Origin of the sequence: Paenibacillus xanthanilyticus (assembly GCF_042682185.1) — a bacterium.
GTDB classification, from domain to species: domain Bacteria; phylum Bacillota; class Bacilli; order Paenibacillales; family Paenibacillaceae; genus Paenibacillus_Z; species Paenibacillus_Z xanthanilyticus.
Genome location: NZ_JBHUHA010000001.1, coordinates 1,040,237 through 1,065,436, shown reverse-complemented (window position 1 = coordinate 1,065,436; position 25,200 = coordinate 1,040,237). Strand labels below are relative to the sequence as shown.

Annotated in this window: 18 protein-coding genes; 14 read left to right on the top strand and 4 right to left on the bottom strand. The window is 58.3% G+C overall.

All coding sequences use genetic code 11. From position 1 onward, the window contains the following. Positions 1-169: 169 nt before the first annotated feature. The 4 genes from ACFSKT_RS04505 (at position 170) to ACFSKT_RS04490 (ending at position 3,155) form a co-directional block, all read left to right on the top strand. A complete protein-coding gene (locus ACFSKT_RS04505; RefSeq protein ID WP_377720600.1) occupies positions 170-1,081 on the top strand; it encodes a LysR family transcriptional regulator in 912 nt (303 codons plus the stop codon). A 141-nt stretch (positions 1,082-1,222) separates the two neighbouring features. Beyond that, complete coding sequence (locus tag ACFSKT_RS04500; protein WP_377720599.1) at positions 1,223-1,861, top strand: TVP38/TMEM64 family protein; 639 nt, start codon at positions 1,223-1,225, stop codon at positions 1,859-1,861. 21 nt (positions 1,862-1,882) lie between these two features. Then, entirely contained in the window at positions 1,883-2,557 is a 675-nt protein-coding gene (gene rpiA, locus ACFSKT_RS04495) for a ribose-5-phosphate isomerase RpiA (protein WP_377720598.1), read from the top strand. A 169-nt stretch (positions 2,558-2,726) separates the two neighbouring features. Beyond that, on the top strand, positions 2,727-3,155 hold the full coding sequence (locus tag ACFSKT_RS04490) for a YhfM domain-containing protein (protein ID WP_377720597.1): 429 nt from the start codon (positions 2,727-2,729) through the stop codon (positions 3,153-3,155). 70 nt (positions 3,156-3,225) lie between these two features. Here the strand turns inward: ACFSKT_RS04490 and ACFSKT_RS04485 are convergent, their stop codons facing one another. Next, a complete protein-coding gene (locus ACFSKT_RS04485; protein WP_377720651.1) occupies positions 3,226-5,616 on the bottom strand; it encodes a lamin tail domain-containing protein in 2,391 nt (796 codons plus the stop codon). A gap of 462 nt (positions 5,617-6,078) precedes the next feature. On the opposite strand from ACFSKT_RS04485, the gene ACFSKT_RS04480 reads away from it, so the two are divergent. Continuing rightward, positions 6,079-9,834: a LamG-like jellyroll fold domain-containing protein gene (locus ACFSKT_RS04480; protein ID WP_377720596.1), complete on the top strand. Its 3,756-nt coding sequence runs from the start codon at positions 6,079-6,081 to the stop codon at positions 9,832-9,834. A gap of 59 nt (positions 9,835-9,893) precedes the next feature. On the opposite strand, the gene pdxR is transcribed toward ACFSKT_RS04480, so the two are convergent. Continuing rightward, positions 9,894-11,372 carry a MocR-like pyridoxine biosynthesis transcription factor PdxR gene (gene pdxR / locus ACFSKT_RS04475; protein WP_377720595.1) on the bottom strand — a complete coding sequence of 493 codons (1,479 nt, stop codon included), beginning with the start codon at positions 11,370-11,372 and terminating at the stop codon, positions 9,894-9,896. Between the two features lie 108 nt (positions 11,373-11,480). On the opposite strand from pdxR, the gene ACFSKT_RS04470 reads away from it, so the two are divergent. Further along, positions 11,481-12,371, top strand: a complete 891-nt coding sequence (locus ACFSKT_RS04470) for an arylamine N-acetyltransferase family protein (protein WP_377720594.1) — start codon at positions 11,481-11,483, stop codon at positions 12,369-12,371. An 81-nt stretch (positions 12,372-12,452) separates the two neighbouring features. Here the strand turns inward: ACFSKT_RS04470 and ACFSKT_RS04465 are convergent, their stop codons facing one another. Next, complete coding sequence (locus ACFSKT_RS04465) at positions 12,453-13,532, bottom strand: phosphatidylglycerol lysyltransferase domain-containing protein (RefSeq protein ID WP_377720593.1); 1,080 nt, start codon at positions 13,530-13,532, stop codon at positions 12,453-12,455. Between the two features lie 221 nt (positions 13,533-13,753). Between ACFSKT_RS04465 and ACFSKT_RS04460 the strand changes: the two genes are divergently transcribed. From ACFSKT_RS04460 to ACFSKT_RS04445, 4 genes are all read left to right on the top strand, one after another. Further along, a complete protein-coding gene (locus ACFSKT_RS04460; RefSeq protein WP_377720592.1) occupies positions 13,754-14,005 on the top strand; it encodes a YolD-like family protein in 252 nt (83 codons plus the stop codon). A gap of 17 nt (positions 14,006-14,022) precedes the next feature. Continuing rightward, positions 14,023-15,723: a tetratricopeptide repeat-containing diguanylate cyclase gene (locus tag ACFSKT_RS04455; protein ID WP_377720591.1), complete on the top strand. Its 1,701-nt coding sequence runs from the start codon at positions 14,023-14,025 to the stop codon at positions 15,721-15,723. A gap of 479 nt (positions 15,724-16,202) precedes the next feature. After that, a complete protein-coding gene (locus tag ACFSKT_RS04450) occupies positions 16,203-18,104 on the top strand; it encodes a cache domain-containing sensor histidine kinase (protein WP_377720590.1) in 1,902 nt (633 codons plus the stop codon). Beyond that, on the top strand, positions 18,101-19,402 hold the full coding sequence (locus ACFSKT_RS04445) for an ABC transporter substrate-binding protein (RefSeq protein ID WP_377720589.1): 1,302 nt from the start codon (positions 18,101-18,103) through the stop codon (positions 19,400-19,402). The genes ACFSKT_RS04450 and ACFSKT_RS04445 overlap by 4 nt, the downstream gene beginning before the upstream one ends. Before the next feature lie 369 nt (positions 19,403-19,771). Here ACFSKT_RS04445 and ACFSKT_RS04440 read toward each other — a convergent pair whose 3' ends face one another. Beyond that, complete coding sequence (locus ACFSKT_RS04440; protein ID WP_377720588.1) at positions 19,772-20,785, bottom strand: glycoside hydrolase family 113; 1,014 nt, start codon at positions 20,783-20,785, stop codon at positions 19,772-19,774. 293 nt (positions 20,786-21,078) lie between these two features. On the opposite strand from ACFSKT_RS04440, the gene ACFSKT_RS04435 reads away from it, so the two are divergent. From ACFSKT_RS04435 to ACFSKT_RS04420, 4 genes are all read left to right on the top strand, one after another. Beyond that, a complete protein-coding gene (locus ACFSKT_RS04435) occupies positions 21,079-22,431 on the top strand; it encodes an ABC transporter substrate-binding protein (protein ID WP_377720587.1) in 1,353 nt (450 codons plus the stop codon). Positions 22,432-22,539: 108 nt separating this feature from the next. Then, positions 22,540-23,427 (top strand): carbohydrate ABC transporter permease, encoded by an 888-nt coding sequence (locus ACFSKT_RS04430; RefSeq protein WP_377720586.1) that lies wholly within the window; start codon positions 22,540-22,542, stop codon positions 23,425-23,427. A gap of 1 nt (position 23,428) precedes the next feature. Continuing rightward, the gene (locus tag ACFSKT_RS04425) at positions 23,429-24,259 is read left to right on the top strand and encodes a carbohydrate ABC transporter permease (protein ID WP_377720585.1); all 831 of its coding nucleotides are present in this window, start codon (positions 23,429-23,431) and stop codon (positions 24,257-24,259) included. 80 nt (positions 24,260-24,339) lie between these two features. Next, a complete protein-coding gene (locus ACFSKT_RS04420; RefSeq protein WP_377776305.1) occupies positions 24,340-25,092 on the top strand; it encodes a response regulator transcription factor in 753 nt (250 codons plus the stop codon). Positions 25,093-25,200 lie beyond the last annotated feature (108 nt).

Sequence of the window (25,200 nt, the reverse complement as noted above, 5' to 3'; positions counted from 1 at the left end):
TCGCCTCGCTTTCACCTCAGTAGTTTATTGCGTTAAAGCAAGTACGGTGACATGGGAAATTCAAAAAATTTAAGTTCACATGTCCCCATTGCTTCTTGATGTCAGTATAATGGTAGCTATTAACCTATACGCGGTCTGCAAATGAATGCCGCCGGAGGAGTGGATTCAGTTGACGCTGCAGCAATTGAAATACGTCATCGAAATCGCCCGCAGGGGCTCGATGAACGAGGCGGCCAAGCGATTGTTTATCTCGCAGCCGAGCTTGTCGAACGCCATCAAGGATTTGGAGGAAGAGCTCGGCATCACGATTTTCGAGCGGACGAACAAGGGCATCTCGTTATCGGTGGAGGGGACCGAGTTTCTTGGCTACGCGAGACAAGTGGTCGAGCAAGCGGAGCTGCTGGAGAGCCGCTATATGGACGCGAAGCCGTCGCCGCAGCATTTCTCCGTATCGACCCAGCATTACTCGTTCGCGGTGAATGCGTTCGTCTCGCTGGTCCGGGAATACGGGCAGTCGCAATACGAGATGGCGCTCAGGGAGACGAAGACGCACGAGATTATCGAGGATGTCCGGACGATGCGAAGCGAGATCGGCATTTTGTATTTGAATGATTTCAATTCGAAAGTGATCCAGTCGCTATTGAAGGCGGGAAATTTGGTATTCCATCCCTTGTTTACCGCGAAGCCGCATATCTTCATTAGCGTGCATAACCCGCTGGCGAAGCAGCGGAGCGTGACGATCGATCAACTGCAGGACTATCCGTATTTGTCGTTCGAGCAGGGAGAGTTCAATTCGTTTCATTTCGCGGAGGAAATTATGAGCACCTTGACCTACCCGAAGCGAATCCGGGTAAGCGACCGCGCGACGCTGTTCAACCTGTTGATCGGCTTGAACGGCTACACGATCTCGACGGGCGTGCTTAGCGCCGACCTGAACGGCAATGCCATCATTCCAGTGCCGCTCGATTGTGATGAGACGATTCAAGTCGGCTGGATCTGTCACCGCAATCTTGCGTTGTCCAAGCTGGCGGTCGCTTATATCGAGGCGCTGAAGGAGGCGACTGGCCAAGCGGAATCCTGAACCTTTTTGGCGAGGGGCTGGTTGGCGGGGCGGGCCCATGTGCCGATCTGATGATTGAAAATGGCGCCGCTCCCGTTAGATGCCGGTTCGGTTGGGAACGATATGAAGGACTAATCGAACTTAACCGATAGGAGCGGCAACATGAAAATCGTCAAAGCGGCGGCGTTCCTGCTGCTCGCCGCCGCGCTGTGGCTGCTGAATCACCGTTACTTCCATTTCACGCCGGAGGGCGTGAAGCGGCATATTTTGTCTTTCGGCGTTTGGTCGCCGCTCATCTATATCATCGTGTACACGATCCGACCGCTGCTGTTCTTCCCGGCGACCGTGCTGTGTTTGGCTGGGGGCCTCGCCTTCGGGCCCGTCCGGGGAACCGTCTACACGATGATCGGGTTCACGTGCGATTCGATTCTCGTGTTCGTCTTGGCTCGCAAGTTCGGCGGCCGTCTCTTCTCGGCTCCGACCGGCCGCATCTTGGCGTGGCGGGAGCGGCTGGAGAAGCGCAGCTTCATCACCGTCTTCACCCTGCGGCTCATTCCGGTCGTCCCGTTCGACGTGACGAGCGTAGCCGCAGGCTTGTCGTCCGTGCGATTCTTGCCGTACATCGGAGCGACTGTGATCGGCACGGCCCCGGTCACCATCGCCTATAGCATGCTGGGCGATCGGCTAACTCGCGGGTTCGGACCGGCGCTGCTCCTCGCGCTGCTGCTGGTGCTGGTGTTTGCGCTGCTGCCTTTTCTCTGGCTTCGTCGGGGAAGACGAGGTAGAATAGAGGAATCGTAGCGATATAGGGAGGAAGCGCAAGTGGAATCGAAACGTTTGGCGGCTGTGGAAGCCGTGAAGGAAATCAAGGACGGCATGGTCGTCGGGCTGGGGACCGGCTCGACGGCCTATTACGCGATCGTGGAGATCGGCCGTAGAGTCGCCGAGGGTCTGCGGATTCGCGCGGTGGCGACGTCTGTGCAGTCCGAGGAACTAGCCGTATCGCTTCAAATTCCGATCGTGCCGTTCGCAGAGGTCGAGGCAATCGACGTCACGATCGACGGCGCCGACGAGGCGGATGGGGCGCTGCACTTGATCAAGGGCGGGGGCGGCGCGCTGCTTCGCGAGAAGATCGTCGCGGCTTCGAGCCAACGGTTAATCATCATCGCCGACGCGAGCAAGGTCGTCGAACGGCTGGGCAAATTCCCGCTGCCGGTCGAGGTGATCCCATTCGCTCATGAGCTGACGCTCCGCAAGCTGGCCGCGCTTGGCTGCGAGCCGGTGATCCGCCAGAAGGACGGCGGCGCGTACCGCACGGACAACGGCAATCTGATCGTCGACTGCCACTTCGGCGCGATCGAGGATGCACGGGCATTGGGGCTGTCGCTGCACGGCATTCCCGGCGTCGTGGAGCACGGTCTGTTCATCGATATGGCGGACAAGCTGATCGTCGGGCAAGAGGACGGCGCGATTCGCGAGCTCGCGTCCGCACAGTAAAGTCGCACCGTCTGTTGCATGCGGCAAGCGAACACCCCTGCATGGTTGCGAACCGTGCAGGGGTGTTTGCGTTAGCGCTGAGCGAATCATCCGAGCTCGTCGCCGTCGACGGGACGCGGGAGGGCAGGAGGTGGGCGGAATCGTATTCACTAGAAGGAGGGAGTTAGCAATGAGATGGCTGGTGGCTGCGTCAGTATGGGTTCTAACGCTGACCGTGATATTGACAGGGTGCAGCAAGGAACCGGTTCTGGATGTCGAACAAATCGCGGACGTTCGGTTAACCTGCATTCAGAGCTGTCTGGAAGATGAGCGGAAGCCGTTCACGGAACGGATATTCGACGACGGACAATCGATCGCGGCATTCGCGCGTGCGGTTAACGAGGCAGAAGAAATGGCCGGCGCCATCGATTATGGCGCGTATTTTCAGATGACGGTTCAGCTGGATAACGGGAACTCGCGCGAGTTCCACTTGAACATTCAACGAACCGAGGAGGAGCAGAACGGATTGCTCGTTCGGCTCGAGAACACGAATGTGGGCTATCGAATCCCGGCCGGATTGTCCGAAAGTCTGGAAGAGATCATCTACGACCAACCATAGGAAAAGGCCGCGTGCTCGTCGTTGTTGCATAGACGAGCGTCGCGGCCTCTTCTTCGTGTATCAGCTATCTTTAGTTCACGATCTGGAAATCATCGAAATTCAGACGGCTGCCGGAAGTCCCCGCGACGAGAAGGCGGAAGCGCACCGCGCCGGTCTCGTTGACGGCGATGGTCTGTTCCGTCAAGGAGGCCGTGCTGCTGAACGAGGCGGATACATCCGTCCACGTCGAGCCGTTGTTGACCGACTTCTGCAGCTTCCACGTCGCGCCGGTGTCTGATCCGAAATTGGCGTGCTTGACTTTGACGCTGACGGCTTTGGCGGCGTTGAAGCTCATGGCGATGGAGCCTGCCGATCTAACCCGTGCCGACTGCGTGCCATTCTTCTGATCGGAGGTCGAATTGCCGATCAGCGCGTTGTCGAAATACCAGGCGCCGCTGCCCAGCGTGACGCTGCCTGCCGTGTAGGCGGTCTTGGTTCCGTTGTCGAACGATTCGGACAGCGAAGCGGCGGTTGCGCTCGTGACCGTGACGGTGAACGCGTCGCTGGCCGTGCCGCCTTTGCCGTCGCTGGCGGTCACCGTTATCGCGGTCGTGCCGACGGCGACCGGTGCGACGGTCAGCGTCTTGCCGCTCACCGAGACAGTGGCGACCGATGTGTTGTTCGATGCCGCCGTCAATGTGAGCGCATCGCCGTTGGCATCCTGGAACGTCCCCGAAGCATCGATCGTGAACGAGCCGCCGCCTGCCGTTGCGGATCGATCCGCGATGGGCGCGGCGACGGTCGGCGCCGAGTTCGACGTACCGCCAGCATGCGCGCCGAGATAGGTAATCGTATCGGTCGCGAAGGTATCCCACTGCGTCGCGACATATGACGTGCTGCCTGCGGCGACCGTGCTCTTGCGCACGAGGGTTTTATCCGCGCCGAATGACGTGCCGGCCGTGCCGATGACATCGATCGTCGTTCCGTTCTGCTTCAAGGTCACGGCATCGTCGCCGTTGAACGAGAGCGAGGCGCTGGTCAAGTTGGCTTTGGCCAATAGGGCGCTGGACGCGCTCGCGTTCGCCACGACGTACGTGCCGCCGCTGGCCAGCGTACCGCTCAGGCTGATCGTCGCCGTCGTGTTGGACTGCGCGATCGTATACCCGCTCAAGCTGATCGAGGCGCCGGAGCCGTTATAAATTTCGATCGCCTTATTGTTGCTGCTGCCTTCGACGTATTCCGAGATGAAGACGTTCGTGCCGGTGCCGCCTCCGCCGCCGGGAGTCGAAGCGTAGCCGTAGGAGCCGGACTTGAACGTGGCGGAATCCCACCATTTGTAGCCGGCTGCCGGTGCGGCCCATGGCTCGGCTTGCGGTTCGGTGGACGTCTGCGGCGTCTCGATCGCCAGCAGCGGCGTCGGTTGATCGAGCGTAAGGCCGGCTACCTGGTTCAGCGACGTATAGCTCTCCGGCGTCGCCAGCCAGTTCACCATGTTCACGAGCAGCTTCGCGTCGCTTGCTTCCTTGAAGCCGTCATAGGTGGTCTTCGTACCGCCCGTTTCCTCTCGTAAATACTTGGGCGTCACATCTTCAACCGGCGAAGAGTCGCCAATGAACCCGGCCTTGCCCGCGCCAACCTTGGAGACGGCGACGTAAGGGCCTTCGGCGACTCCGCCGCCCGCATAGACGCCTTGATCGACGGCGTTGCCCCACTTGGCGGTCGTGGACGGGAGATAGACGATCCCCTTCGCCTTGTTCGGATCGATGATGGCGAGGGTGGAGCCGGCATGCATCGCGACGGAGGTCACGCCGCTCGTAATGTTGAACGCCTGGGCGGGCGCGACGATATTCGTAGCGCCGACGTCGCCGATCGCATTGTAGCGGAACCGGACGCCGAAGTTCGCCGCCAGCCAGTCGGAGCTTGCGACGCCCTGCATGGCCGCCGAGCCGGCTTCCTCCGCGCTCATGCCCTGCGCGGGGTTCGACCAGGCGCCGCGGCGATAGCCGTTGAACACCTCGGAGGCGTCCCAGCGGTTCTTGTTGCGGTCGGCGTTGTAATGGTCGGAGACGAAGAAAATGCTGCCCCCGCCTTGAACGTACTGCAGCATCGCCGCTTGCTCGCTCGTCTTGTACGGAATGTTGGCCTCGGGAATGACGAACACATCATAGTCCTGCAGGTCAGCGAGGGTGATAGGGGCTGCCTTGCGCAGTTCCTTGACGTAATAGCCGCCTGTGGCGAGCGCGTTGCCAAAATCCGAAAACCCGCCGTCGATGACCCAATCCGCGGCGCCGGCGGTCTGGCCGTGCGTATTATCGAACAGCACTTTCTTCCCGTTCGCGGTGCCGGCGGGCTGGATGACGGGCGCGGGATCGGCGGGGCCTTCCGCCATCGCGGGAACGGAGAACGGCAGCAGCGCCGCCAAGGCTACCTGGGCCGATAGCGCGGCCGCTAAATACCTTCGGACTTTACGATTGGAGAACATCATCAACTTTCCTCCCATATTCGGTGTTTTGTGAAGATCGTTCAAAAAGTCAGCTATAGAGCAGGAAGCAGGCTAGGCTTTTTGAACAGGCACTTATACGCCCTCGCACAGTTGAATCTCGTATAAGTAAACACATTCTATCATTTCTTTTTGCTAGAGAATGATAAGTATTCATGAATGCGAGCACCTTTTGACTGCATGGCTAAATTTGCGTTCAGAATCGCACGGTGCATTTAACATTAATGAATTTGCGTAAAGATTAATGAAAACGCTACAAAAACTTTTCGACATGTTATTGACTTTAATAAGCGCTTACAGTTACTATTCTATTAGTTAAGTAATATGTTTATAGGTAATACAAATATTAATTTAATTAAGACTGTGCCAGCTGAGCAGGAGGTGAAATCGGGGCATCATCTCAACGCTAAGATCGTTATTCGACATAAAAGGAGACGCGAACGGATGAAATCGAAAATGAAGAAATACGCGGCCGCGACGGTCGCGATGACTATGCTGCTGCCAGGGACGGCAATGGCTTCGGAGACGACGGCGCAGACTTCGCAACCCGCCGCAGCAAGTGATCTTGCCGGACATTGGTCGGAGAAGGAATTTACAGAGTGGGCCGCGAGCGGTCTGGTGAACGGTTACGGCGAAGGGCATTACAAGCCGGATCAAACGATAACGAGAGCGGAGTTCGCGACGCTGATCAACCGCGCGTTCGGATTCACGACCGCTGGCTCGGCGACGTTCGCCGATATCAAGGAGAGCGACTTCTTTTATAAGGAAATTATGAAAGCGTTTGCCGCTGGCTATCTGGAAGGCGATGATCAAGGACGCGTCCGCCCGAGCGCGACGATGACGAGAGCGGAAGCAGCCGTCATGCTCGCTCGCGTATTCTCGCTGCAAGCGGGAACGGGCACGGCGCCGGCGTTCAAGGATGCAGCCTCGCTGCCCGCATGGAGCCAGTCGGCCGTCCAAGCGCTCGGAGGAGAAGGCTACATCAAAGGCTTACCGGACGGCACGTTCAAACCGGCTAATCTGCTCAGCAGGGCGGAAGCGATCGTCATGCTCCGTGAGCTGGCCGGTTCGGTGCTGAACAAGGCCGGTGAATTCGGCGAGCTGAGCACCCGCAACGTGGTGATCTGCCAAGACGGCGTAACGCTGCGCGATACGACGGTGAAGGGCAATCTGTACATTACCGAAGGCGTGGGAGATGGCGACGTGACGCTGGATAACGTCAAAGTCGAAGGTCGGGTTTACGTCACAGGCGGCGGCGAGCATACGGTTACGCTTGAAGACGCTTCCATTCAATCGCTGAACGTCGACAAGGCGGACGGCAAAATCAGAATCGCGAGCAAGGGCGGCACCTCCGTGAACAACACGACGCTCTCGTCCGGCGCAAAGCTGGAAGAGGAAGGAACGCAAGCAAGCGGCGGTTTCAAATCCGTCGAACTCGGCCCATCGCTTCCGGAGAAGTCTTCCGTTCAACTCAGCGGCGAGTTCGAACAGGTCAAGGTGCTGTCGCAATCCTCGCCGAACCTGGATCTGGCGAGCGGACGGATTAACAAGCTCGTACTGGATGGCGCCGCTGCTCTCAGCATAGGGGAGCATGCATCGATCGCAGGCTTGGAGATCCATGTGGACAAGGAAATCTCGGTCACCGGCAAAGGCAAGATCGAATCGACCGACAAGCGGGTTGTCCGCAAGGACGGAGGCGTGCCGGTCGTCGTGCCGCCAACGACACCGTCGCCGGGCACGAGCACGCCGCCTACGACGCCGGCAGGACCGACCTTCGGCAACGTGTCCGTGCATGATCCGTCGGTGATTAAGAACGGCAGCACCTACTACGTGTTCGGCTCGCACATCGAAGCGGCCAAATCGACTAACCTGATGAACTGGACGACCTTCACGAACGGCTATACAACGCCGAACAACGTAATCTTCGGCGACTTGTCCGCTAATCTCGCAGGTTCGTTCAAATGGGCGGGCGAGAACGACGCCGATAGCAAAGGCGGCTTCGCCGTCTGGGCGCCGGACGTGTTCTGGAATGAAGATTACGTGAACGCGGACGGCTCGAAGGGCGCGTACATGATGTATTACAGCGCATCCTCGACGTACATTCGCTCGGCGATCGGCCTGGCCGTATCGAAGACGATCGAAGGCCCTTATATTTATGCCGATACGCTCGTCTATTCCGGATTTACCCGCGATTCGGCCAAAGACGCGAACAGCAACGTGGACAAGAAGTGGGACAACACGAACATCAAATCTTTAATCGATGCGCAAAAGCTGGACGGAACGAACTCGAATTGGTTCAACGCCGATGGGACGTTCAACAACAAGGACTATCCGAATGCGATCGATGCAACGATTCTCGAGGACGCGGAAGGCAAGCTGTGGATGACGTACGGCTCTTGGTCGGGCGGTATCTTCCTGCTCGAGATCGATCCTGCGACGGGCAAAGCCATCTATCCCAAGACGGACGGCGTCACCGCGGACGGCCGCATGATCGACCGGTACTTCGGCACGAAAATCGCGGGCGGTTACTTCAAGTCCGGCGAAGGGCCGTTCATCGTATACGATGAAGCCACGAAGTATTATTACTTGAACGTCACGTACGGCTGGCTCGGCGCGACAGGCGGCTACAACATGCGCCAATTCCGCTCCACGAGCCCCGACGGTCCTTACGTGGATACGGACAAGCAGCCTGCGGTACTGCCTGACGACAGGACCGACAACGCGGCACACGGTGCCAAAATGATCGGCAACTTCCAGTTCAAGCGGGAGATCGGCGATCCGGATCTGGGTCTTGGCTACGGCTACGTCTCCTCCGGCCACAATTCGGTCTATTACGACGAGGCGGCAGGCAAATATTTCTTGTTCTTCCATACGCGCTTCCCGCAAAAGGGCGAGTTCCACGAGCTTCGCGTGCATCAGATGTTCATGAACAAGGATGGCTGGCTCGTCGTCGCGCCGACCCGCTATACGGGCGAGAAAGCGCAGTCGGTAAACGAGCAGTTGATTCCGGGCGATTACAAATGGGTCAACCACGGCTTGACGTACTCGGGCGATATCGCGAATTCCGTGGACATCCGCTTGAACGCCGACCATACCGTATCCGGTTCGATTCAAGGCACATGGGAGCTGAAGGACGGCTACCGCGCGACGATCACGGCAGGCGAAGTCAGCTATGAAGGCGTGTTCGTCCGCGGCTGGGATGAATTCCAGCAGCGCGAGACGATGACGTTCTCCGCGATCTCCGGAGAAGGCGTGAGCGTATGGGGCATCCAGCAGCCAAGCATCTCCGACAATCAGCTTGTCGCGAACGTCACGAGCGCGCTTACGCTTGGCGATACGTCGAAGCTGCAGGACAACCTGGCGCTTCCGGCAGTTGGCGCGCGCGGCGCCGAGATCGCATGGACGACGTCCGACGCTTCGGTCATCGAGGCCAACGGCACCATCCATCAGCCGGCGGAAGGCGCAGCAAGCGTGAACGCGACGCTGACGGCTACGATTAAGAAGGGCGAGCAGACCGCCACGAAGACGTTCCAAGTCACGGTCGCGCCTTACGACCCGAATTACCGGCTGAGCGCCCACTACAACTTCGACAGCCATTTGAAGGATGCCGCAGGCAAGTCCGCAGACGGTACAGTAACGGGCAATCGCCTGAACAATACAGGCGGAACGATCAACTACGCCGAAGGCGTAGTCGGCCAAGCTGCCGTCTTCGACGGCAATTCCGGCGTGAAGCTCCCGGCAGGGTTGATTACCGGCAACAAATATACAGTGTCGATGTGGCTGAATCCAACGGCGTTCACCAAGTATACGACGGCGTTCTTCGGCGGCACGGATGGCAGCTGGCTGTCTCTTACCCCGCAAGGGCCGGACGACAATACCATGCTTTGGTCCGGCAGCAGCCCTTGGATCGACGGGACGACGAAATCCAGAATTCCGCTGAACGAGTGGCATCACGTCGCGTTCACGGTTGATTCGGGCATGTTGAAAGTATTCGTGGACGGCGTGCAGAAGTACGAAGGCGCGGGCTTCCCGAATCTGTTCTCCACCAACGCCGCATCGTTCGGTCTTGGCGTTAATTTCTGGGATACGCCGTACCAAGGCCTGATCGATGAGCTGTACGTGTTCAAAGAAGCGTTGTCCGCCGAGCGTATTGCCGAGCTGGCGACGAAACCGGCGGCGCCGGCAAACGTTGTCGAGTAAGAGCAATTGTACGTTAGCAAGAAGAAAGGCCAGCATCCATCGCGATGCTGGCCTTTCCGCTATTCGTCAAGTATCCCTGCCCATGCTTCGCGCAGCAAGCGAATCCCGTCGTCGATCTGCTTTTCCATTAAGCCCGCGAAGCCGAGATAGATAACCGGCGCATCGTTCGCGCCAATGCTGTCCGAACCGACAAGCATGTTGCTATCGTCATAAACGGCAACCCCTGCTTCGGCAGCCAATCGAATGAGCTCGCGGCTGCTCGCGTTCGTCCTTACCGTCACTTGAATATGGAGACCCGCGCTATGTCCCGTAACGGCGGCATGATCGCCGAAATATTCCTGGATTCGCGCCAGCAGGCGGTCATGCTTCTTGCCGTATAAACCGCGTATTCGCCGAATATGGCGGAACCAATGGCCCTGCTCGATAAAGCGCGTCATCGCCCATTGATCGATGCGCGAAGGGGCGTCCAGCGGAAGCCGTTCAGATCTCATGCGCGAGACGAGCTCCTGCGGAAGTACGATATAGTTCATGCGCAGTGCGGGCGAGAACGCCTTCGAGAAGGTTCCGATATAGATGACCCGGCCGCTTCGGTCCAAGCTTTGCAGCGATGGAATCGGTTTGCCGCTATAACGGAACTCGCCGTCGTAATCGTCTTCGATAATATAAGCATTTCGCGAATACGCCCATTGGAGCATACGCTCGCGGTCGCCGTATGAGAGGACGCTGCCCGTCGGGAACTGGTGCGAAGGGGTTATGTAGACGGCCCCCGCATCGGACTGACGGATCTGCGCCGCGATTTGCTCGGCTGGCAAAGCGATCACCTGCTTGCCGCTTCGGCGGAAATAGTCGGGGAACGGGGCGAAGCCCGGATCCTCGCAAGCGAGCGTGTCCACGTTGTGAAGCAGCTTCACGAGCAAGGACGCGGCGTAGCGGATGCCGCTGCCGATCACGATCTGATCCGGACCGCATTGGACGCCGCGAGACTGACGCAGATAGTCCGCGATAGTCGCCCGGAAGGCGTACTCCCCCTGCGGATCGCCGTATGCCCCGAGCTCCAACGCGTGCTGCTCGAGCGCTTCCTGCACGCTTCTGCGCCACAGACGCAGCGGGAAGGCGGAAGCGTCGACGCGAGACGCCCGGAAATCGACGATTTGGCTTGGCTGGACGGGCGGTAGCGGATTGCGGTCGGCATGGCGAAGCGGGTTGGATTGCGTCCCCGACCGGATGTTGGACATGCGGGACTCCGCTTCCTCCGTGAGGAGGACATCTTCCCGAAGCAAAGGCTGCAGCTCATTCAAGACGAACAGACCGGAGCGCGGCCGGCTGACGGCATACCCTTCGGCGACGAGCATTTGATAGGCGGTTTCGATCGGCGTCTTACTTATATTGAAGTGGGCCTGCAGCGCGCGCACCGAAGGCAGGCGAGAGCCGTATGGCAGCGATCCCGACCGTATTTGATCCCGCAGCTGCGCATACAATTGCTGATAGAGCGGCGCATGGCTATTATCATGAAGATGGAAGCTGAATATAACGATCACCTCGCCAAGCTGTCTTTCGAAATAACTTCAAACTGACCATTACGGGCAGGACAGATTTCGAATACGCTTATCTTATCATAAGCGGGTCACGCGCAAGGGGGAATTTCCATGTTAACGAGTACGGAAGCCGATGCGTATTTACGCCGACTTGGCTTCGAAGGCGCGGAAGCGCCGACGAAGGACTTTCTGTTCGCGCTGCATCGCGCGCATGTCGAACGCATTCCGTGGCAGACGATCGATATTTATACCGGACGGCCGGTATCGATGGCGCTTCGCGATTCCGTCGGTCTGATGACGAACGGAAGAAGCGGCTACTGCTTTCACCTGAATGGCGCATTCAGCGCGCTGCTGCGCACGCTCGGCTACGACGTCGCCTGGCATCGCGCGGGCGTACAGCCGATCGGACGGGAAGCGGGCGTCAACAATTTTCATTTAGGCTTGACGGTTGCTTGGCCGGACGATGAAGGCGCCCGACGCTATGTCATTGACGTCGGCTTAGGCGATATGCCGTTCGAACCGATTCCACTTGCGTACGGACGCTATCCGCAAGGTCCGTTCACGTATGAGCTGAAGCCTTCGGCCGTGGCGGAAGGCGGCTGGCGGCTGGAGCATGATCCGCATCACGGCTATATCGGCGTCGATTTCGCGCCGGAGCCGGTCTCGGATCTTGCGTTGTTCCACCCGAATCACGCGCATTACAGCCAATCGCCGGATTCGCCGTGGATGAATCAGTTCCTTGTGCGGCAGCGCGGCGAACGGGCGATGAACGAGCTGCGGGGCTGCGTCTGGAAAGCGTGGGATGCCGACGGCTGCACGACGACGCTGGTCGAGAAGAAGGAGGATTGGCAGGCGCTGCTCGCGGATGTGTTCGGCGAACGTTTCGTCGCTTATACGGATGACGAACGGGATTCGATCTGGGCGCGAGTGCTGAAGCAGCATGAGGACTGGAAGCGGGAACGCGAAGAGATGAGTGGAACCAACGCGGAAAAGCCGGCCTAGGTGGCCGGCTTTTTTGATCATTCATGAGCAATTGTCTGCGATAAACGTTCGAGCGTCATGTTTTCTACCTTGCGAGCTTCTTTACCGAAACGTTTGCATTTCGCCAATCTCGGCAACAACGCGGTTTTCGGGCATCGTAAGAATGGCGGCCGGTTCGGCTGCTAACGCGCCGGCATGGTTCGCTTTGCCTTTATTGATCATGAGGGCGAGCAGCAGCATCGTCACCGGCATGGAGCCAGCCGGCGCGGCTACGAACACGTCGTCCCACTGCGGGCCGAACTTGTTTTTATATTCGTAAAGTCCCTTGAAGTTATAGAAGCGGTTCCCGTATTTATAAATAAGCCGCGCGATCGTCGATTCGCCTGCGTTCGCAAGGGGAGCCATGCCAAGACTGCATTCACGGTATCCCGCTTGCTTGGCCCAATGCAGCAGCAGGATGAACAGCACGTCCATCGTACCGTGAGCGCAGCTCGCGCGATGGCGCATCAGGTCGATCGTCAAATGAGCGGACGCAGGGTCCGCAAGCTCGCTTGGCCTATGTTCCCCGCCTCCTAGCGTAGCGAAGGCGACGATCGATCCGTCTTCTTCGCGGAGGACGGCTATCGGGAAACGACGCACGTACTTCTCAGAGAATGCACCGACAGAGAAGCTTTTCTCTTTACGCTTGCCGAGCCACTCCGCCGAGATCGCCGCGAGTTCCGCCATGAAGTCCGGCGCGAAAGGCGGACGAAGCACTTCGAGGCGGCAGCCGTTGCGCTCGAACTTGTTTACCCGCGTACGCAGCTTGACCCATGCCTTGCCGTTCGTATGGAAGCCTTCCAGGTCGATCCGTGCCTCTTCACCGAGTTTGACCAGGTTCAAGCCGGAATTCCGGTAATCCTGGAGCAGCGCAGTCTTGACTTGATAGAAGACGGGGATTCTACGCTGCTTCTTGCAGGCGTTCGCAAACTCGCCGATCAGCGCGCTGACGTCTTCCGGTTCTCCGATCGGATCGCCAAGGACAACGCTTCGGTTATGATAATCGCGGTATACGATAACCGCTTTGCCGCTCTTCGCCCAAAATAACCGCTTGTCTCCCGAAAAATAAAGGTGGGAGTGCCCGTTATGTCCGTACTCGCGCAGCATGAGTTCGAGCGAACGGAAATCCTGGCTATTCTTCACGTCATGTTTCCCCCATCATCGTTGTTCTATCCTTCTCATGTCGCGACATTGTGAAAGTGGTTTATACTCTTATTTCGTCTTGTCGGGCTTCGCCTGATAGAGGAAAAGTTTGTCGAGGAAGAAATGTCGGTTTTGCTTCGTTTCTGTAGGCGCTTCATGGTATACTATTGCCTATTGCGAGATTCGGACGATAGGTCGCGGATAGAGAAGAGGATTACATTATGGCGAAAGCAAAAATTCCAAAGCGTCCTACGCGGGACGAGTTCGTGCTGGAAGAGCTGGGCAATCAGCTAACGGAGGCGTATCAAGAGAGTTCCGTCATCTTGCTGACGGTCTGGGGACGCGAGGAGGCGGTTCGCGGACAGATCGTCAAGATGGATTCCCGAACGGGGCGGGTTCATGTCGAGACTGCCGAAGGAACCGATAAAGTGCCTTTCATGGATATTATGAGCGTGAATTATCCGAGAGATTAGGCGGGGGGTTATTTCGTTTGCAGTTCCATTTTGATCGCTGCCCGCAATGCAAGATCATGATCGGCTGGTCCGAGCTTCAGGCCGTGACGAGTCGCTGTCCGTATTGCTTCACCCTGCTCGACGAGCATTGGCGGCAAGCGGCGACGGCGCAACGATCGACGCTTCGGAACGAGGACGACTATGCGCGATTGCTGAACGACTTGGAAATGATTCATTATGAGAACGTCGACTTGGCGGTTGCCGTCGGCCAAGCGGCGTGCGACTTGACGGCCAACGGCCTGCCGGATGCGTATCACAGCAGGGCGCAGCTGATCAAAGCGAACGCCGTCATGCGCGGCGGGGATCTCGCGGAAGCCGGACAGACGATTCGGCGGATCCATGCTTGGGCGGAGCGGAATCGCGATATGGCCGTGCTGGCCCGATGCTGCCGGCATCTGTCGGCGTTCTTCTTTCGCTTGGGCGACATGTCCAGCGCCCTTGAGCACGCGCTTCATTCCCTGGAGTATTTGCCGGAGGATTCGCTGCCGCAGACGCGCGGCAATCATCTGATGGTCCTTGCGCTCACCCTCGATGCCAACGGCGAATACGAGGAAGCTAGGCGCAGATATCAAGAAATCATGGCGATCGACGCCGCCATCCATCACGTGCAGCAGGAGCTCTACCTGCTGAACAACATGGCGTATACGAGATATGAAGTCGGGGACGCGGAGGAAGCGGAGCGTCTCGCGGGCCAGATGGTCGCCTTCGCCTCGCGGCACGGGATTCCGCTCGTGCCCTCGCAGCTGGATACGATCTCTCGCATCGGGCTGCTGGCGGGTAGGCCGGATGCCGCGGAACGCACGCTCCAACCGCTGCTCGACGCCTACCGGAGCGGCGGCAAGCTCGGCGATCTGTTCGCGATGTTCGAATGCCAAATAACGGTCGCGGAAGCGCAGCGCCTGCAAGGCCATCACGAGCGCGCGCAAGAGACATTGAATGAAGCCCGGGACAATTGCTTGAAGCACGGCTTTCAAGGCTTCGTAGCCCGCATTCGGCTGGAGCAAGCCCAGCTATACGCCGCCATGGACCGCTACAAGGAAGCGTATGAAGAATACCGGGAATATCATGCGGAAGCCGACGCGCTCCGTTCGTCCGAACGGGAGGCCAGAGCACGGATCCTGCATGCCGTGTTCGAGACCGAGGAGGCGCGACGCAGCAGTGATCGATTCCGCGAGCTGGCCCAGCGCGATCCGCTCACGGGCCTGTTCAATCGGCGCGTCATCGGCGAACGGCTCGACGCCATGCTCATGAACGCGACGCGCGGTCAGCATGTGACCGCCGTGCTCATGGACGTGGATCATTTCAAACAGATCAACGATACCCTGTCACACGAGAAGGGCGATCAAGTACTGGTGCAGGTTGCCAAAATCTTGGATGCGGCGGCGATCGAGCCGGCCAAAGCCGCAAGGCTCGGAGGCGAGGAGTTTCTGCTGCTCTGTCCCGGCTATGACGCGGTCAAAGGCCTCGCCTTCGCGGAGCGTCTGCGCGGGGCGATTCGTACGGCGGATTGGGGGGCGATCGCGCCGGGCTTAGCCGTCACGGCGAGTCTGGGCGTCTGTACGGCCGCCGCCGGCATGGCTGCAGCATCCACACTGCTCGCGGAAGCCGACCGGAACCTGTATGCCGCCAAGCGCGGCGGCCGCGACCGCGTCGTGGCCTCGCGGATCGAAGCGGAATAACGCATTTACGCCGGACCGTCGCTTAAAGAGCGGCCGGCGTCTTTAATAGTGAACCAAAAAGTAAAGCGTGTCTGCGGAAGCAGACGAAAGCGATGGTCAGCACATAAGCGCCATTTCAACTCGAACAGACGAGTCACCACCCCAGGCATAACGTGTCGTACGAAGCTCGAACGAAAGCTTTGTCCGTTAGGACATGCGGTATACGCACGAAAGGACACATCGAAGACGGCCGCGTATCGAGTCACGCTACATTCGGGTATCCAAAGGGCCGGGGCCCTTGGTTCCCCTCGGCGGAGGGGGAAGGGGCGAGGGAAAAAGCTTGAAGAGGCGAGGGTGTTCTAAATGTCGAGAGTGAAAGTTTTGAAAAGGTTGGTAGTAGCTGGGCTCAAAGGGGCGAAGCCCCTTCCCTCACCTCTAGGCATGCCAAGCGAAATCGCTTACACTTAAGGGACTAACGCGAGAGAGAGGAACATGACAGAATGAGCCAATTCCTGCGCCGCCAATGGACGCGGGTGATCGAGATGCGCATGGAGCGGAAGCTGCTGCTGGTGTTCCTGCTGCTGGTCACCATGCCGCTGACGTTCATCAGCTACTTCTCGTACGTGAATTATGCGGAGTCCACGCAGCGGACGGCCATCCGATATTCGACGAACATGCTGGAGGGCATGATGGGGCGGGTCGACGATTACATCGAGGATATGGTCAGCATGACCTCCGTTCCGGCCTATCAGGATGACATCAAATTCAATCTGTCCCGATCGAATGAATATTACGCCCAGCGCGAGCAGATCGGCGTGGACGGGAACGCGGCCGCGACGCCGGCATTCGATCAGCTGCTGCAAATTCAGCGGGGCATTCAGGGCAACGTTTCGTTCATCAACAACATTAAGCGCGGGGCGACATCAGTCTATATTTTCGATTTGTATGGCAACGCTTACAGCCAGGCGGAATCCGGCGGACTTCGGCAGAACCTCGCGGACAGCTATCGGGCGTGGGAATCGGCGGCGTCGGTATCCGGAGGAGAAGCGGTGCTGCTCGGAACCCGGAAGTACGTCAGCATGCTGAACAGCGATAAGTACGCGTTCACCGTCGTCCGCAAAATCATCGACAAGGCGCTTCAGCCGATCGGCTTAATCGCGGTCGATGCGGATATGTCGGTCATTCAGGCCCAGATCAAGACGCTGGATGACGTGACGCAGGGCGAGACCATCATCGTGGACGAGACAGGGCGCGTCATCTATAGCGCCGATCGGACCCGGATGGCCGCCGATATATCGGACGAGCCGATGTACGCGAACGCGAAGGGCGAACAAGGCAGTTTCTACGGGGAACTGGCAGGCGAACGCCAGCTGTTCATCTATATGACAAGCCCCAATACGGAGTGGAAGGCGATCGCGGCCATTCCCGAACGCGCGCTGACCAAGGATTCCAGAGTCATCCGCAACGTCACGCTGGCCGCCACGCTCGGGACCGTCGCGCTCGCGCTGCTGATCTCCACCCTGGTGTCGTTCGCGTTGACGAAGCCGCTGCGCAAGATGATGCAGCTGATGCGAACGGTGCAGGACGGCGATTTCAAGGCGAAATTCCAGGTGCGATACGGAGACGAGATCGGTCAACTCGGCAGACAGTTTAATCGGATGATCGCGCGCATCGAGGAGCTGATTCAAGATATCTTCCGAAGCGAGAGCCGCCGAAGGGAAGCGGAGATGCATGCGCTGCAAAGCCAGATCAATCCGCATTTCATGTACAACACGCTGGAGACGATCCGCATGGCCGCCGAACTCAACGACGACGTCGACGCGGCGGATATGATTCAATTGCTCGGCAAGCAGCTGCGCTACAGCATCAGCAACGTGAACGAAGAGGTGACGCTGGAGCGCGAGCTGGCCCATATCGGCCATTATGTGCAGCTGTTGAACCGACGCTATCCGAACCGGTTCCGGCTGCAGACGCGAATCCCGCCCGAGCTGCTCGCTTATCCGATGGCCAAGCTGCTGCTGCAGCCGCTTGTGGAGAATGCCACGCTGCACGGCCTGGACGACAACAAGCCGTACATGTCGCTCGAGATCGAGGCGCGGCAGACGGAGCGTTACGTGGAGATCACCGTGAAGGACGATGGCCTTGGCATGGAACCGGAGACGCTCGAACGGCTTCGCGCCAAGCTCATGCGCGGGGCGCCGGATGGCGAAGAGGGGATCGGGCTGGTCAATGTCAACGAACGGATCAAACTGCACGGGGGGATCGCGTATGGGCTCGACATCGAGAGCATGCCCGGGCTTTTCACGGCGGTCACGATACGGCTGCCGCTCATGGCGGCCAGGCGCGGCGAACAAACGGACATCGGCATGACACGCGTAGAGAGAGGAGGGGATGCGGGATGAGCACGACTTGGCGATACATGAAGCTGACCGTCTCCGTGGCCGTCGCGGGAATGCTGGCGGCAAGCTGCAGCGGCGCGGGGGACGTAGGCGGGCAGGCGAACAAGGAGCCGGCAGGCGGCTCTGTCATCGAATCGGCGGGAGCGGGGAACAGGCTGACGGTGCTCACTAACCGGATCGATCTCATGGAGAACGGTACCATGGACGCATATGCCCGCGAATTCGAGCAGTCGCATCCGGGCGTGGATATCCGTTTCGAGGGGTTGACCAATTACGAGAGCGACGTCATGATGCGGCTTGCGACGCGAACAGCAGGCGATGTGCTGCTGCTGCCGAACCAGCTGTCGACGAAGGAGCTGTCCGGTTATTTCGAGCCGCTTCCGGCGTCGATGTTCGAGAACGTCCATTTTGCGGATTTCAAATCGTATCAGGGGAATCGGTACGGCATCGCGACCGGCATCTCATCCGACGGCATCGTATACAACAAACGGGCATTCGCCGCGGCGGGCGTAACCGAGGTGCCGTTAACACTGGAGCAATTCTACGAGGCGTGCCGGAGGCTGAAGGCGAAGGGCATCGTGCCGGTCTATATCAACTACGGCGCGCAGTGGCCGATGACGGAATGGGGCGAGCGGCTCGTCAGCTTCATGACCGGCGATCCGAACACGCTGAATGCGATGGCGGAGGTCGACGACCCGTGGCGAACGGACAACGCATGGGGACAAGCGCTGACGATCGTGCGCACGCTGGTCGATCAAGGCTTTACGGAGCGGGATCTGATGTCCAATAGCTGGGAGACGTCCAAGGCCGAGCTGGCCACCGGACGCGCCGCGATGTATTTGATGGGCAACTGGTCGATCAAGCAGGTGATCGAAGCGGGGGCGAAGCCCGAGGATATCGGTTTCTTCCCGTTCCCCTACGATAACAAGCCGGGCAGACGATACGCGCCGATCTCGCCGGATTGGTTCGTCGGCATCAGCAAGTTCAGCGAGAACAAGCCGCTGGCCGAGGCGTGGATCACGTTCTTCGTGCGCGAATCGGGCTACGTGGAGCAATCGGGCTTCCTGTCCGTGGAGACGAACAAAGAGCCGACGCTGCCGCAGTACAAGGAATTTCTGTCATATGATCCGATTCTGCTGGAGAGCACGGTGCCGAGCGAGACGTTCCTCTCGATCGCCAACAAGGCGAAGATCGCCTTCTGGTCCGGCGATTTCATTCAAGAGCTTGTCGCGGCCAAGAATCTTGACGAAGGCTTCCAGTCCATGAACGCGAAGTGGAAGGAAGCAAGGGCGAGAAGGTGAGCAGGGACCACGATATACCGCTCGTGCGTCTATACGACAAGGTTTGGATGCAGGAGGCAGGTGAAATGATCGAGAGCAAGGCATGCGAAGGAGATCAAAATGGAAGTCAAACGCTGCTGTCAATGCGGGTCGGATAACGAGATGGAGCTAATGCCTTATGGCGGCCGCACCGCCAGAGAAGAGGAGAAGGACGTCGTGACGCCCCCCGAAAGATTCATTTGCGTACCGTGTTATTATGCGATGACCGGATTACGGTAGCCGGTTTGCATACACAACAAAAGCCGACTTCGGATTTCACGAAGTCGGCTTTTTGTCGCATGGTGAATATTGGGAGATAAGAGTGCTAGATAACTTGAGCTTCTCAGGCCATTACCGCGCTTCCGGTTGGCCGGACACCGCTTGCTTCAAGCGTTTGCCGTAATAATCGCGCACGATCGGCTCGGCTTTCTTCGCGTACATGCAGTAATCGTCATTGCCTGCGGCATCCTCGGGCGCGTACAGCTTCGGCGGCCAATCCCACAGCATGAAGCCCTGCACCCAAGGGCGGGCGTCGCAAGCCGCGAATGCGGCGGCGTACCAGTCGGCCTGAGCTTGCTCGCTCGGCGCGCCTTCAAGCCCCCAGTCGTTCGGGACATAAGGCGACCCTTCGCGGCTCGGACAGCCGGCCTCCATGAAGAAGAAAGGCTTGCCGAACTTGCGCACGGTCGGCTCGATCCGATCCAGCTGCGCCTCCCAATCGTCGATCGGGTAGTAGCCGCTCGAGGAGATGATGTCGACGGCATCCCACCAAGCAACCTGATTCTCCTGATATTTGTCGCAGTTATACGTAATCGGGCCGGAGTATACCTCGCGAACGTCCGCGATGAGCTGCCGCCATTCCCGCTCGCGGCGGTCGGTCTGCACCATCTCGCAGCCGATGCAGAGCATATCGGCGCCCATCTCTTCGGCGATGCGCGCGTAATGAAGCATGAAGCGGGTATAGGAGGCGAACCAATCCGACCACTTCGGCTCGCACGGCACGTCAATGTCGAAGAAATTAATGTGCGCGCGCCAGGTGCCGTTCCGGCAATTGACGACCGGCTTCAGCACGACCTTCAGCCCGAGCGACTTCGCCTGGCGGATCGCGCCGCGCACTTCGTCGTCCGTCACCGTCGGCTCTTCCTCGAATTTGATCTCGGTCGCTTGGGGATGATCCTGCAGCGCCCCGAACGATATGGCGGTCCAATTGACGCCGAGCCGCTCGGCCATCAACGTCATCGATCGTTCCGCTTCGGGAGCGGCCCACGTCCCGCGGACGCCGGTCCACCCCCACGTCATGCCCGCGAAGTATTCGTCTCTCATGTCAAGCCGTTCGTTCCTGCCATGCTCATCCTTCATGCTCATCATACATCGCCTCACTCTAGTTAAGATATTCATGCGTTTGCCCCTGATCATAACAATTGAATAACAAAACGTCAATTTGTTTTGTAATCTCCTAATTATTTCGGAAATTCACGAAATGAAAACGGTTAAAAGTGATTTTAGTGGTCGAGTTAGGCAAAAATTATGATTTTTTTAGCAAAAGTAAAAGTAAGACTATAAATAACAATTCAGACCATTTCCACTCGTTTGGTCGTGAGATACACTAACCATGTGCTCGATGAAAGCGATACCAATATTTCAGGGGGAATGGGAAAATGAGAAAATCAGCACTGCTTGCGATGACGCTTGTCGCCATGCTTTCGTTGTCGGCTTGCTCGGGCGGCAACAACGGCGGGAATAACCGGGAAGCTGCCGAAGGCGGCAATGCCGGCACGAATGCCAACACGAACGCCGCAGCTGGCGGCAATGCCGAAGGCGAGGGCGCGGCGACGAATGAAGGCGCTGCCAACACCGAGGTGAAGGGCGAGGTTACGTTCCTGACGAACCGCACGGACATGATCGACAAGGAGTACAACGATTACGAGAAGAAGTTCGAAGCCAAATACCCGGGCGTCGACCTTAAATTCGAGTCGATCGCGAACGATTATAACGCGCAGCTCAAAGTGCGCATCGCCTCCGGCACCTACCCGGATGTCGTGCTGATCGCCGACGCGATCCCGAACGCGGACTTCCCGAAATATTTCGCGCCGCTCGACGATATCCCGTTCTCCGGCGAACTGAACTTCAAGGACCTGAAGTCGTTCGAAGGCAAGAATTACGGCGTCTCATCCGGCGGCAACACATTCGGCATCGTGTACAACAAGCAGGCGTTCGCGAAAGCGGGTGTTACGGAAGCGCCGAAGACGCTCGACGAATTCTACGCGGCGAGCCAGAAGCTGAAGGACGCCGGCATCGTGCCGTTCGCCTCCAACTTCAAGGACAAATGGCCGCTCGGCGCTTGGTCCAATGACGTCGTCTCGATCATCTCCGGCAAGCCGGACATCGCCAACCTGCGCGCCGAGACGGATACGCCTTACGCCCAGGACAGCATTTACTTCCAATCGTGGAGCATCATCCGCGAGATGTACAACAAGGGCTTCCTCGAGAAAGACGTCAACTCCACGAACTGGGAGCAATCGAAGAAAGACATCGCGACCGGCAAATTCGCCATGTACGGCCTTGGCAACTGGGTCATCAACCAGGTCATCGGCGCGGGCGCGAAATCCGAGGACGTCGGCTTCTTCCCATTCCCAGCCGACAATAGCGGCACACCGAAGGCGCCGCTTGGCTCCGACTTCTTCTACGCGGTCAACAAGGACGGCAACACGGCGGCAGCCAAAGCGTTCATTCACTGGATGATCGAGGAATCCGGCTACGAGGACTTCGCGGGCTTCATCCCGACGCTGAAGAACAAGCAATCCGGTCTTGCGCAGCTGGCCGAGTTCAAAGGCTATAAACCGACGTTCGTCGAAGCGGTGGCGGGTAACGACAAAGCGACCCAAATCCAGAACGAGGCGAAAATCGACCAAGAAGCGCTCGTGCAGGAATTCGTGCTGGCGAAGGATCCGATCAAGGTCATCGATAAGGCGAATGAGCAATGGGCAAAAGCGAGAAAAAAGCTTCAATAGACGAGAAGCTTGACCGGGGCTAACGAACCGGGCAAGGACGCGGCGCTTCCGGGCGCATGCGGACCTTGCCCCCCTTGTCAGGCGTTAGGAATCGGAGGGAGGGTTCACATGCTGGGCAGATTAAACTTTTCCACGCAGAAAAAAATCATTATCATCGGGTTCGTCGCCGTTCCGGTGCTGCTGCTCTTGACGTTCGCTTACTATCCCGCGCTAGAGCTGATTCGCCTCAGTTTCACGAACTGGGATGGCATGAGTCCGTCTTCGGACTATATCGGCTGGGAGAACTATAAGGAAGTGTTCAGCAATCCCGAGATTTTCGGCGTGTTCAAAAACAATTTCGCCTATTTCGCGATCGGTATCGTGCAGAACATCGTCGCCATTTACTTCGCGGTCATTCTGAACGGCAAGCTAAGAGGGCGGAATTTCTTCCGGCTCATGCTGTTTCTGCCGTATATCCTGAACGGCGTCGCGGTCGCGTATTTGTTCAGCTACGTGTTCGACACGACGCAAGGCTCGCTCAATTTCCTGCTTGGCCATCTGGGCTTCGCCAGCGACACGAGCTGGCTCGGCAACGAGAGCATGATCAACTACACGCTGGCTTCGATCGGGTTCTGGCGGTTCATGGGCTTTAACATGGTCGTCTATCTGGCGGCACTGCAGGCGATTCCGTCGGATATCTACGAAGCGGCGGCGATCGACGGGGCTGGCGGCTGGAGATCGTTCCTTCATATTACGCTGCCGAATTTGTACAAGATCATCGAGCTCAATTTGTTCCTAACCGTGACCGGCGCGCTCGAGGTATTCGATCTGCCGTATATCGTCACGAAGGGCGGACCGGCGGGCGCAAGCGAAACTTTTGTCATGAAAATCGTGGAGACGGCGTTCCAGTTCAACGATTATGGACTGGCGTCGGCGATGAGCGTCGTGCTGCTCGCATTCGTCGTCGTGCTCCTTTCGATACAACGTTATTTTCTGAACCGGGGAGGCCAAGACTAACATGGAAAGACGAACTCCGATCTGGACGACGGTCAAATACCTCTCCCTGCTCGTCGCGGTATTCGGCGTGCTCTACCCGCCATACATCATCGTGGCGAATGCCTTCAAGACGCGCGAAGAATTCAATCTCAAGCCGGCGACGTCGCTGCCGGACAGCTTCCTGAATTTCAGCAACTTCGGCCAAGCCTACCAAGCTGCGGACATGACGTCGGCGTTCGGCAATCAGCTGATCATTATCGTGTGCACGCTTGTCCTGAACATCGCGCTCGGCTCGGCGTTCTGCTATGCGGTCGGCCGGTTCCAATTCAAAGGCAGCGGCTTGATTATCGGACTGTTCATGTTCGCGACGATCATCCCGGGCATTACGACGCAGGTCGTCAACTTCAAAACGATTCAGGGACTCGGCCTGCACGACCATCTCGGCGGACCGGTGCTGCTGTATGTCGGCGCCGACGTGCTCATGATCTTCATCTACCTGCAGTTTATCCGCAACATTCCGTACGAGCTGGACGAGAGCGCGATGATCGAAGGCGCGTCGCTGCTTAAGATTTTCACGACGATCATCTTCCCGCTGCTCGTGCCGGCGACGGCGACGATCGCGATCTTGAAGGTCATCAGCATCTACAACGACTTCTTCGTGCCGCTCTTGTATTTGCCAAGTCCGGAGAAGGTCGTCGTGTCCACGTCGCTTATGCGGTTCTTCGGCAACAACAGCGGCGATTGGCAGATGGTGTCCGCGGCGCTGCTCATTATCATGATTCCGACGGCGCTGCTCTATCTGTTCCTGCAGCGTTACATCTTCGCGGGGGTAACCAACGGCGCGGTCAAATAAAGGCGGGACTTGCAACTTCCCCGCCGATGCGGCACACTGGTGGGAAATAGACAGGTTCGGCGGAAGGGCGGCGTTAAGGCTTGAACATCATCATTGTGGACGACGAGGAATTCATACGTCTGGGACTAGCCAAAATCATGTCGAGAATGAGCTTGCCGATCAACGTCGTCGGCTCCCATGCCAACGGCAGAGACGCGCTGACGCATGTGCTCGAATTGGCCCCGGACGCGCTGGATCTGCTCATTACGGATATTAAAATGCCGATGATGGACGGCTTGAAGCTGATCGAGCAGGTGCGGGAAGCGCGGCGCGATCTGCCGATCGCCGTGCTGAGCGGCTACGGGGAATTCGAATACGCCAGACTGGCGATGCGCATGGGCGTAAAGGATTATTTGCTGAAGCCGGTCGATACGGCGCAGCTGCACGAGCTGCTCGCGTCCGTCCATCAAGGGACTGCGGCCGAATCGGGCGCGGCGGAGGATGGGCTTGCGGAAGGCGAAGAGCGGGACCACTACGCGGTCGAAGAACTCAAGCGGATCTTGAATGCGGAGTACAACAAAAACTTCGAGCTCGAGCAGCTGGCCAAGACGGTCGGCATGAGCGCCAGCTACATTAGCCGGCTGTTCCGCAACCGGACAGGGCTCACGCTGACCGACTATGTCATCGGCCTGCGGATGGAGAAGGCAAAGCAATTCCTGACCGATCACCCGCATTTGCGCAATTACGAAATCTCGCAGCTGGTCGGCTACTTTGATCCCGTCTACTTCAATAAGCTGTTCAAGCGGACGTTCGGCATGACGCCGAAGGAGTACAAGGAGAAGCATCATTCGTAAGCGTCCGCGCCTGGCAGAGGCGAGGGCAAGGAAGTCGAACCGAAGAAGGCTCGCGGCCTGGGGCCGCGAGCCTTCTTGCCGTTTAGATGAAGCCCCCCATGGACTATA

What these genes read in the sequence shown, in the direction of transcription:
- ACFSKT_RS04450 (WP_377720590.1), top strand. Translation starts at nt 16,203, where the DNA reads ATGAGCCAATTCCTGCGCCGCCAATGGACGCGGGTGATCGAGATGCGC.
- ACFSKT_RS04490 (WP_377720597.1), top strand. Translation starts at nt 2,727, where the DNA reads ATGAGATGGCTGGTGGCTGCGTCAGTATGGGTTCTAACGCTGACCGTG.
- ACFSKT_RS04460 (WP_377720592.1), top strand. Translation starts at nt 13,754, where the DNA reads ATGGCGAAAGCAAAAATTCCAAAGCGTCCTACGCGGGACGAGTTCGTG.
- ACFSKT_RS04445 (WP_377720589.1), top strand. Translation starts at nt 18,101, where the DNA reads ATGAGCACGACTTGGCGATACATGAAGCTGACCGTCTCCGTGGCCGTC.
- ACFSKT_RS04435 (WP_377720587.1), top strand. Translation starts at nt 21,079, where the DNA reads ATGAGAAAATCAGCACTGCTTGCGATGACGCTTGTCGCCATGCTTTCG.
- ACFSKT_RS04425 (WP_377720585.1), top strand. Translation starts at nt 23,429, where the DNA reads ATGGAAAGACGAACTCCGATCTGGACGACGGTCAAATACCTCTCCCTG.
- ACFSKT_RS04470 (WP_377720594.1), top strand. Translation starts at nt 11,481, where the DNA reads ATGTTAACGAGTACGGAAGCCGATGCGTATTTACGCCGACTTGGCTTC.
- ACFSKT_RS04430 (WP_377720586.1), top strand. Translation starts at nt 22,540, where the DNA reads ATGCTGGGCAGATTAAACTTTTCCACGCAGAAAAAAATCATTATCATC.
- ACFSKT_RS04500 (WP_377720599.1), top strand. Translation starts at nt 1,223, where the DNA reads ATGAAAATCGTCAAAGCGGCGGCGTTCCTGCTGCTCGCCGCCGCGCTG.
- ACFSKT_RS04480 (WP_377720596.1), top strand. Translation starts at nt 6,079, where the DNA reads ATGAAATCGAAAATGAAGAAATACGCGGCCGCGACGGTCGCGATGACT.
- ACFSKT_RS04485 (WP_377720651.1), bottom strand. Translation starts at nt 5,616, where the DNA reads ATGTTCTCCAATCGTAAAGTCCGAAGGTATTTAGCGGCCGCGCTATCG.
- ACFSKT_RS04440 (WP_377720588.1), bottom strand. Translation starts at nt 20,785, where the DNA reads ATGAGCATGAAGGATGAGCATGGCAGGAACGAACGGCTTGACATGAGA.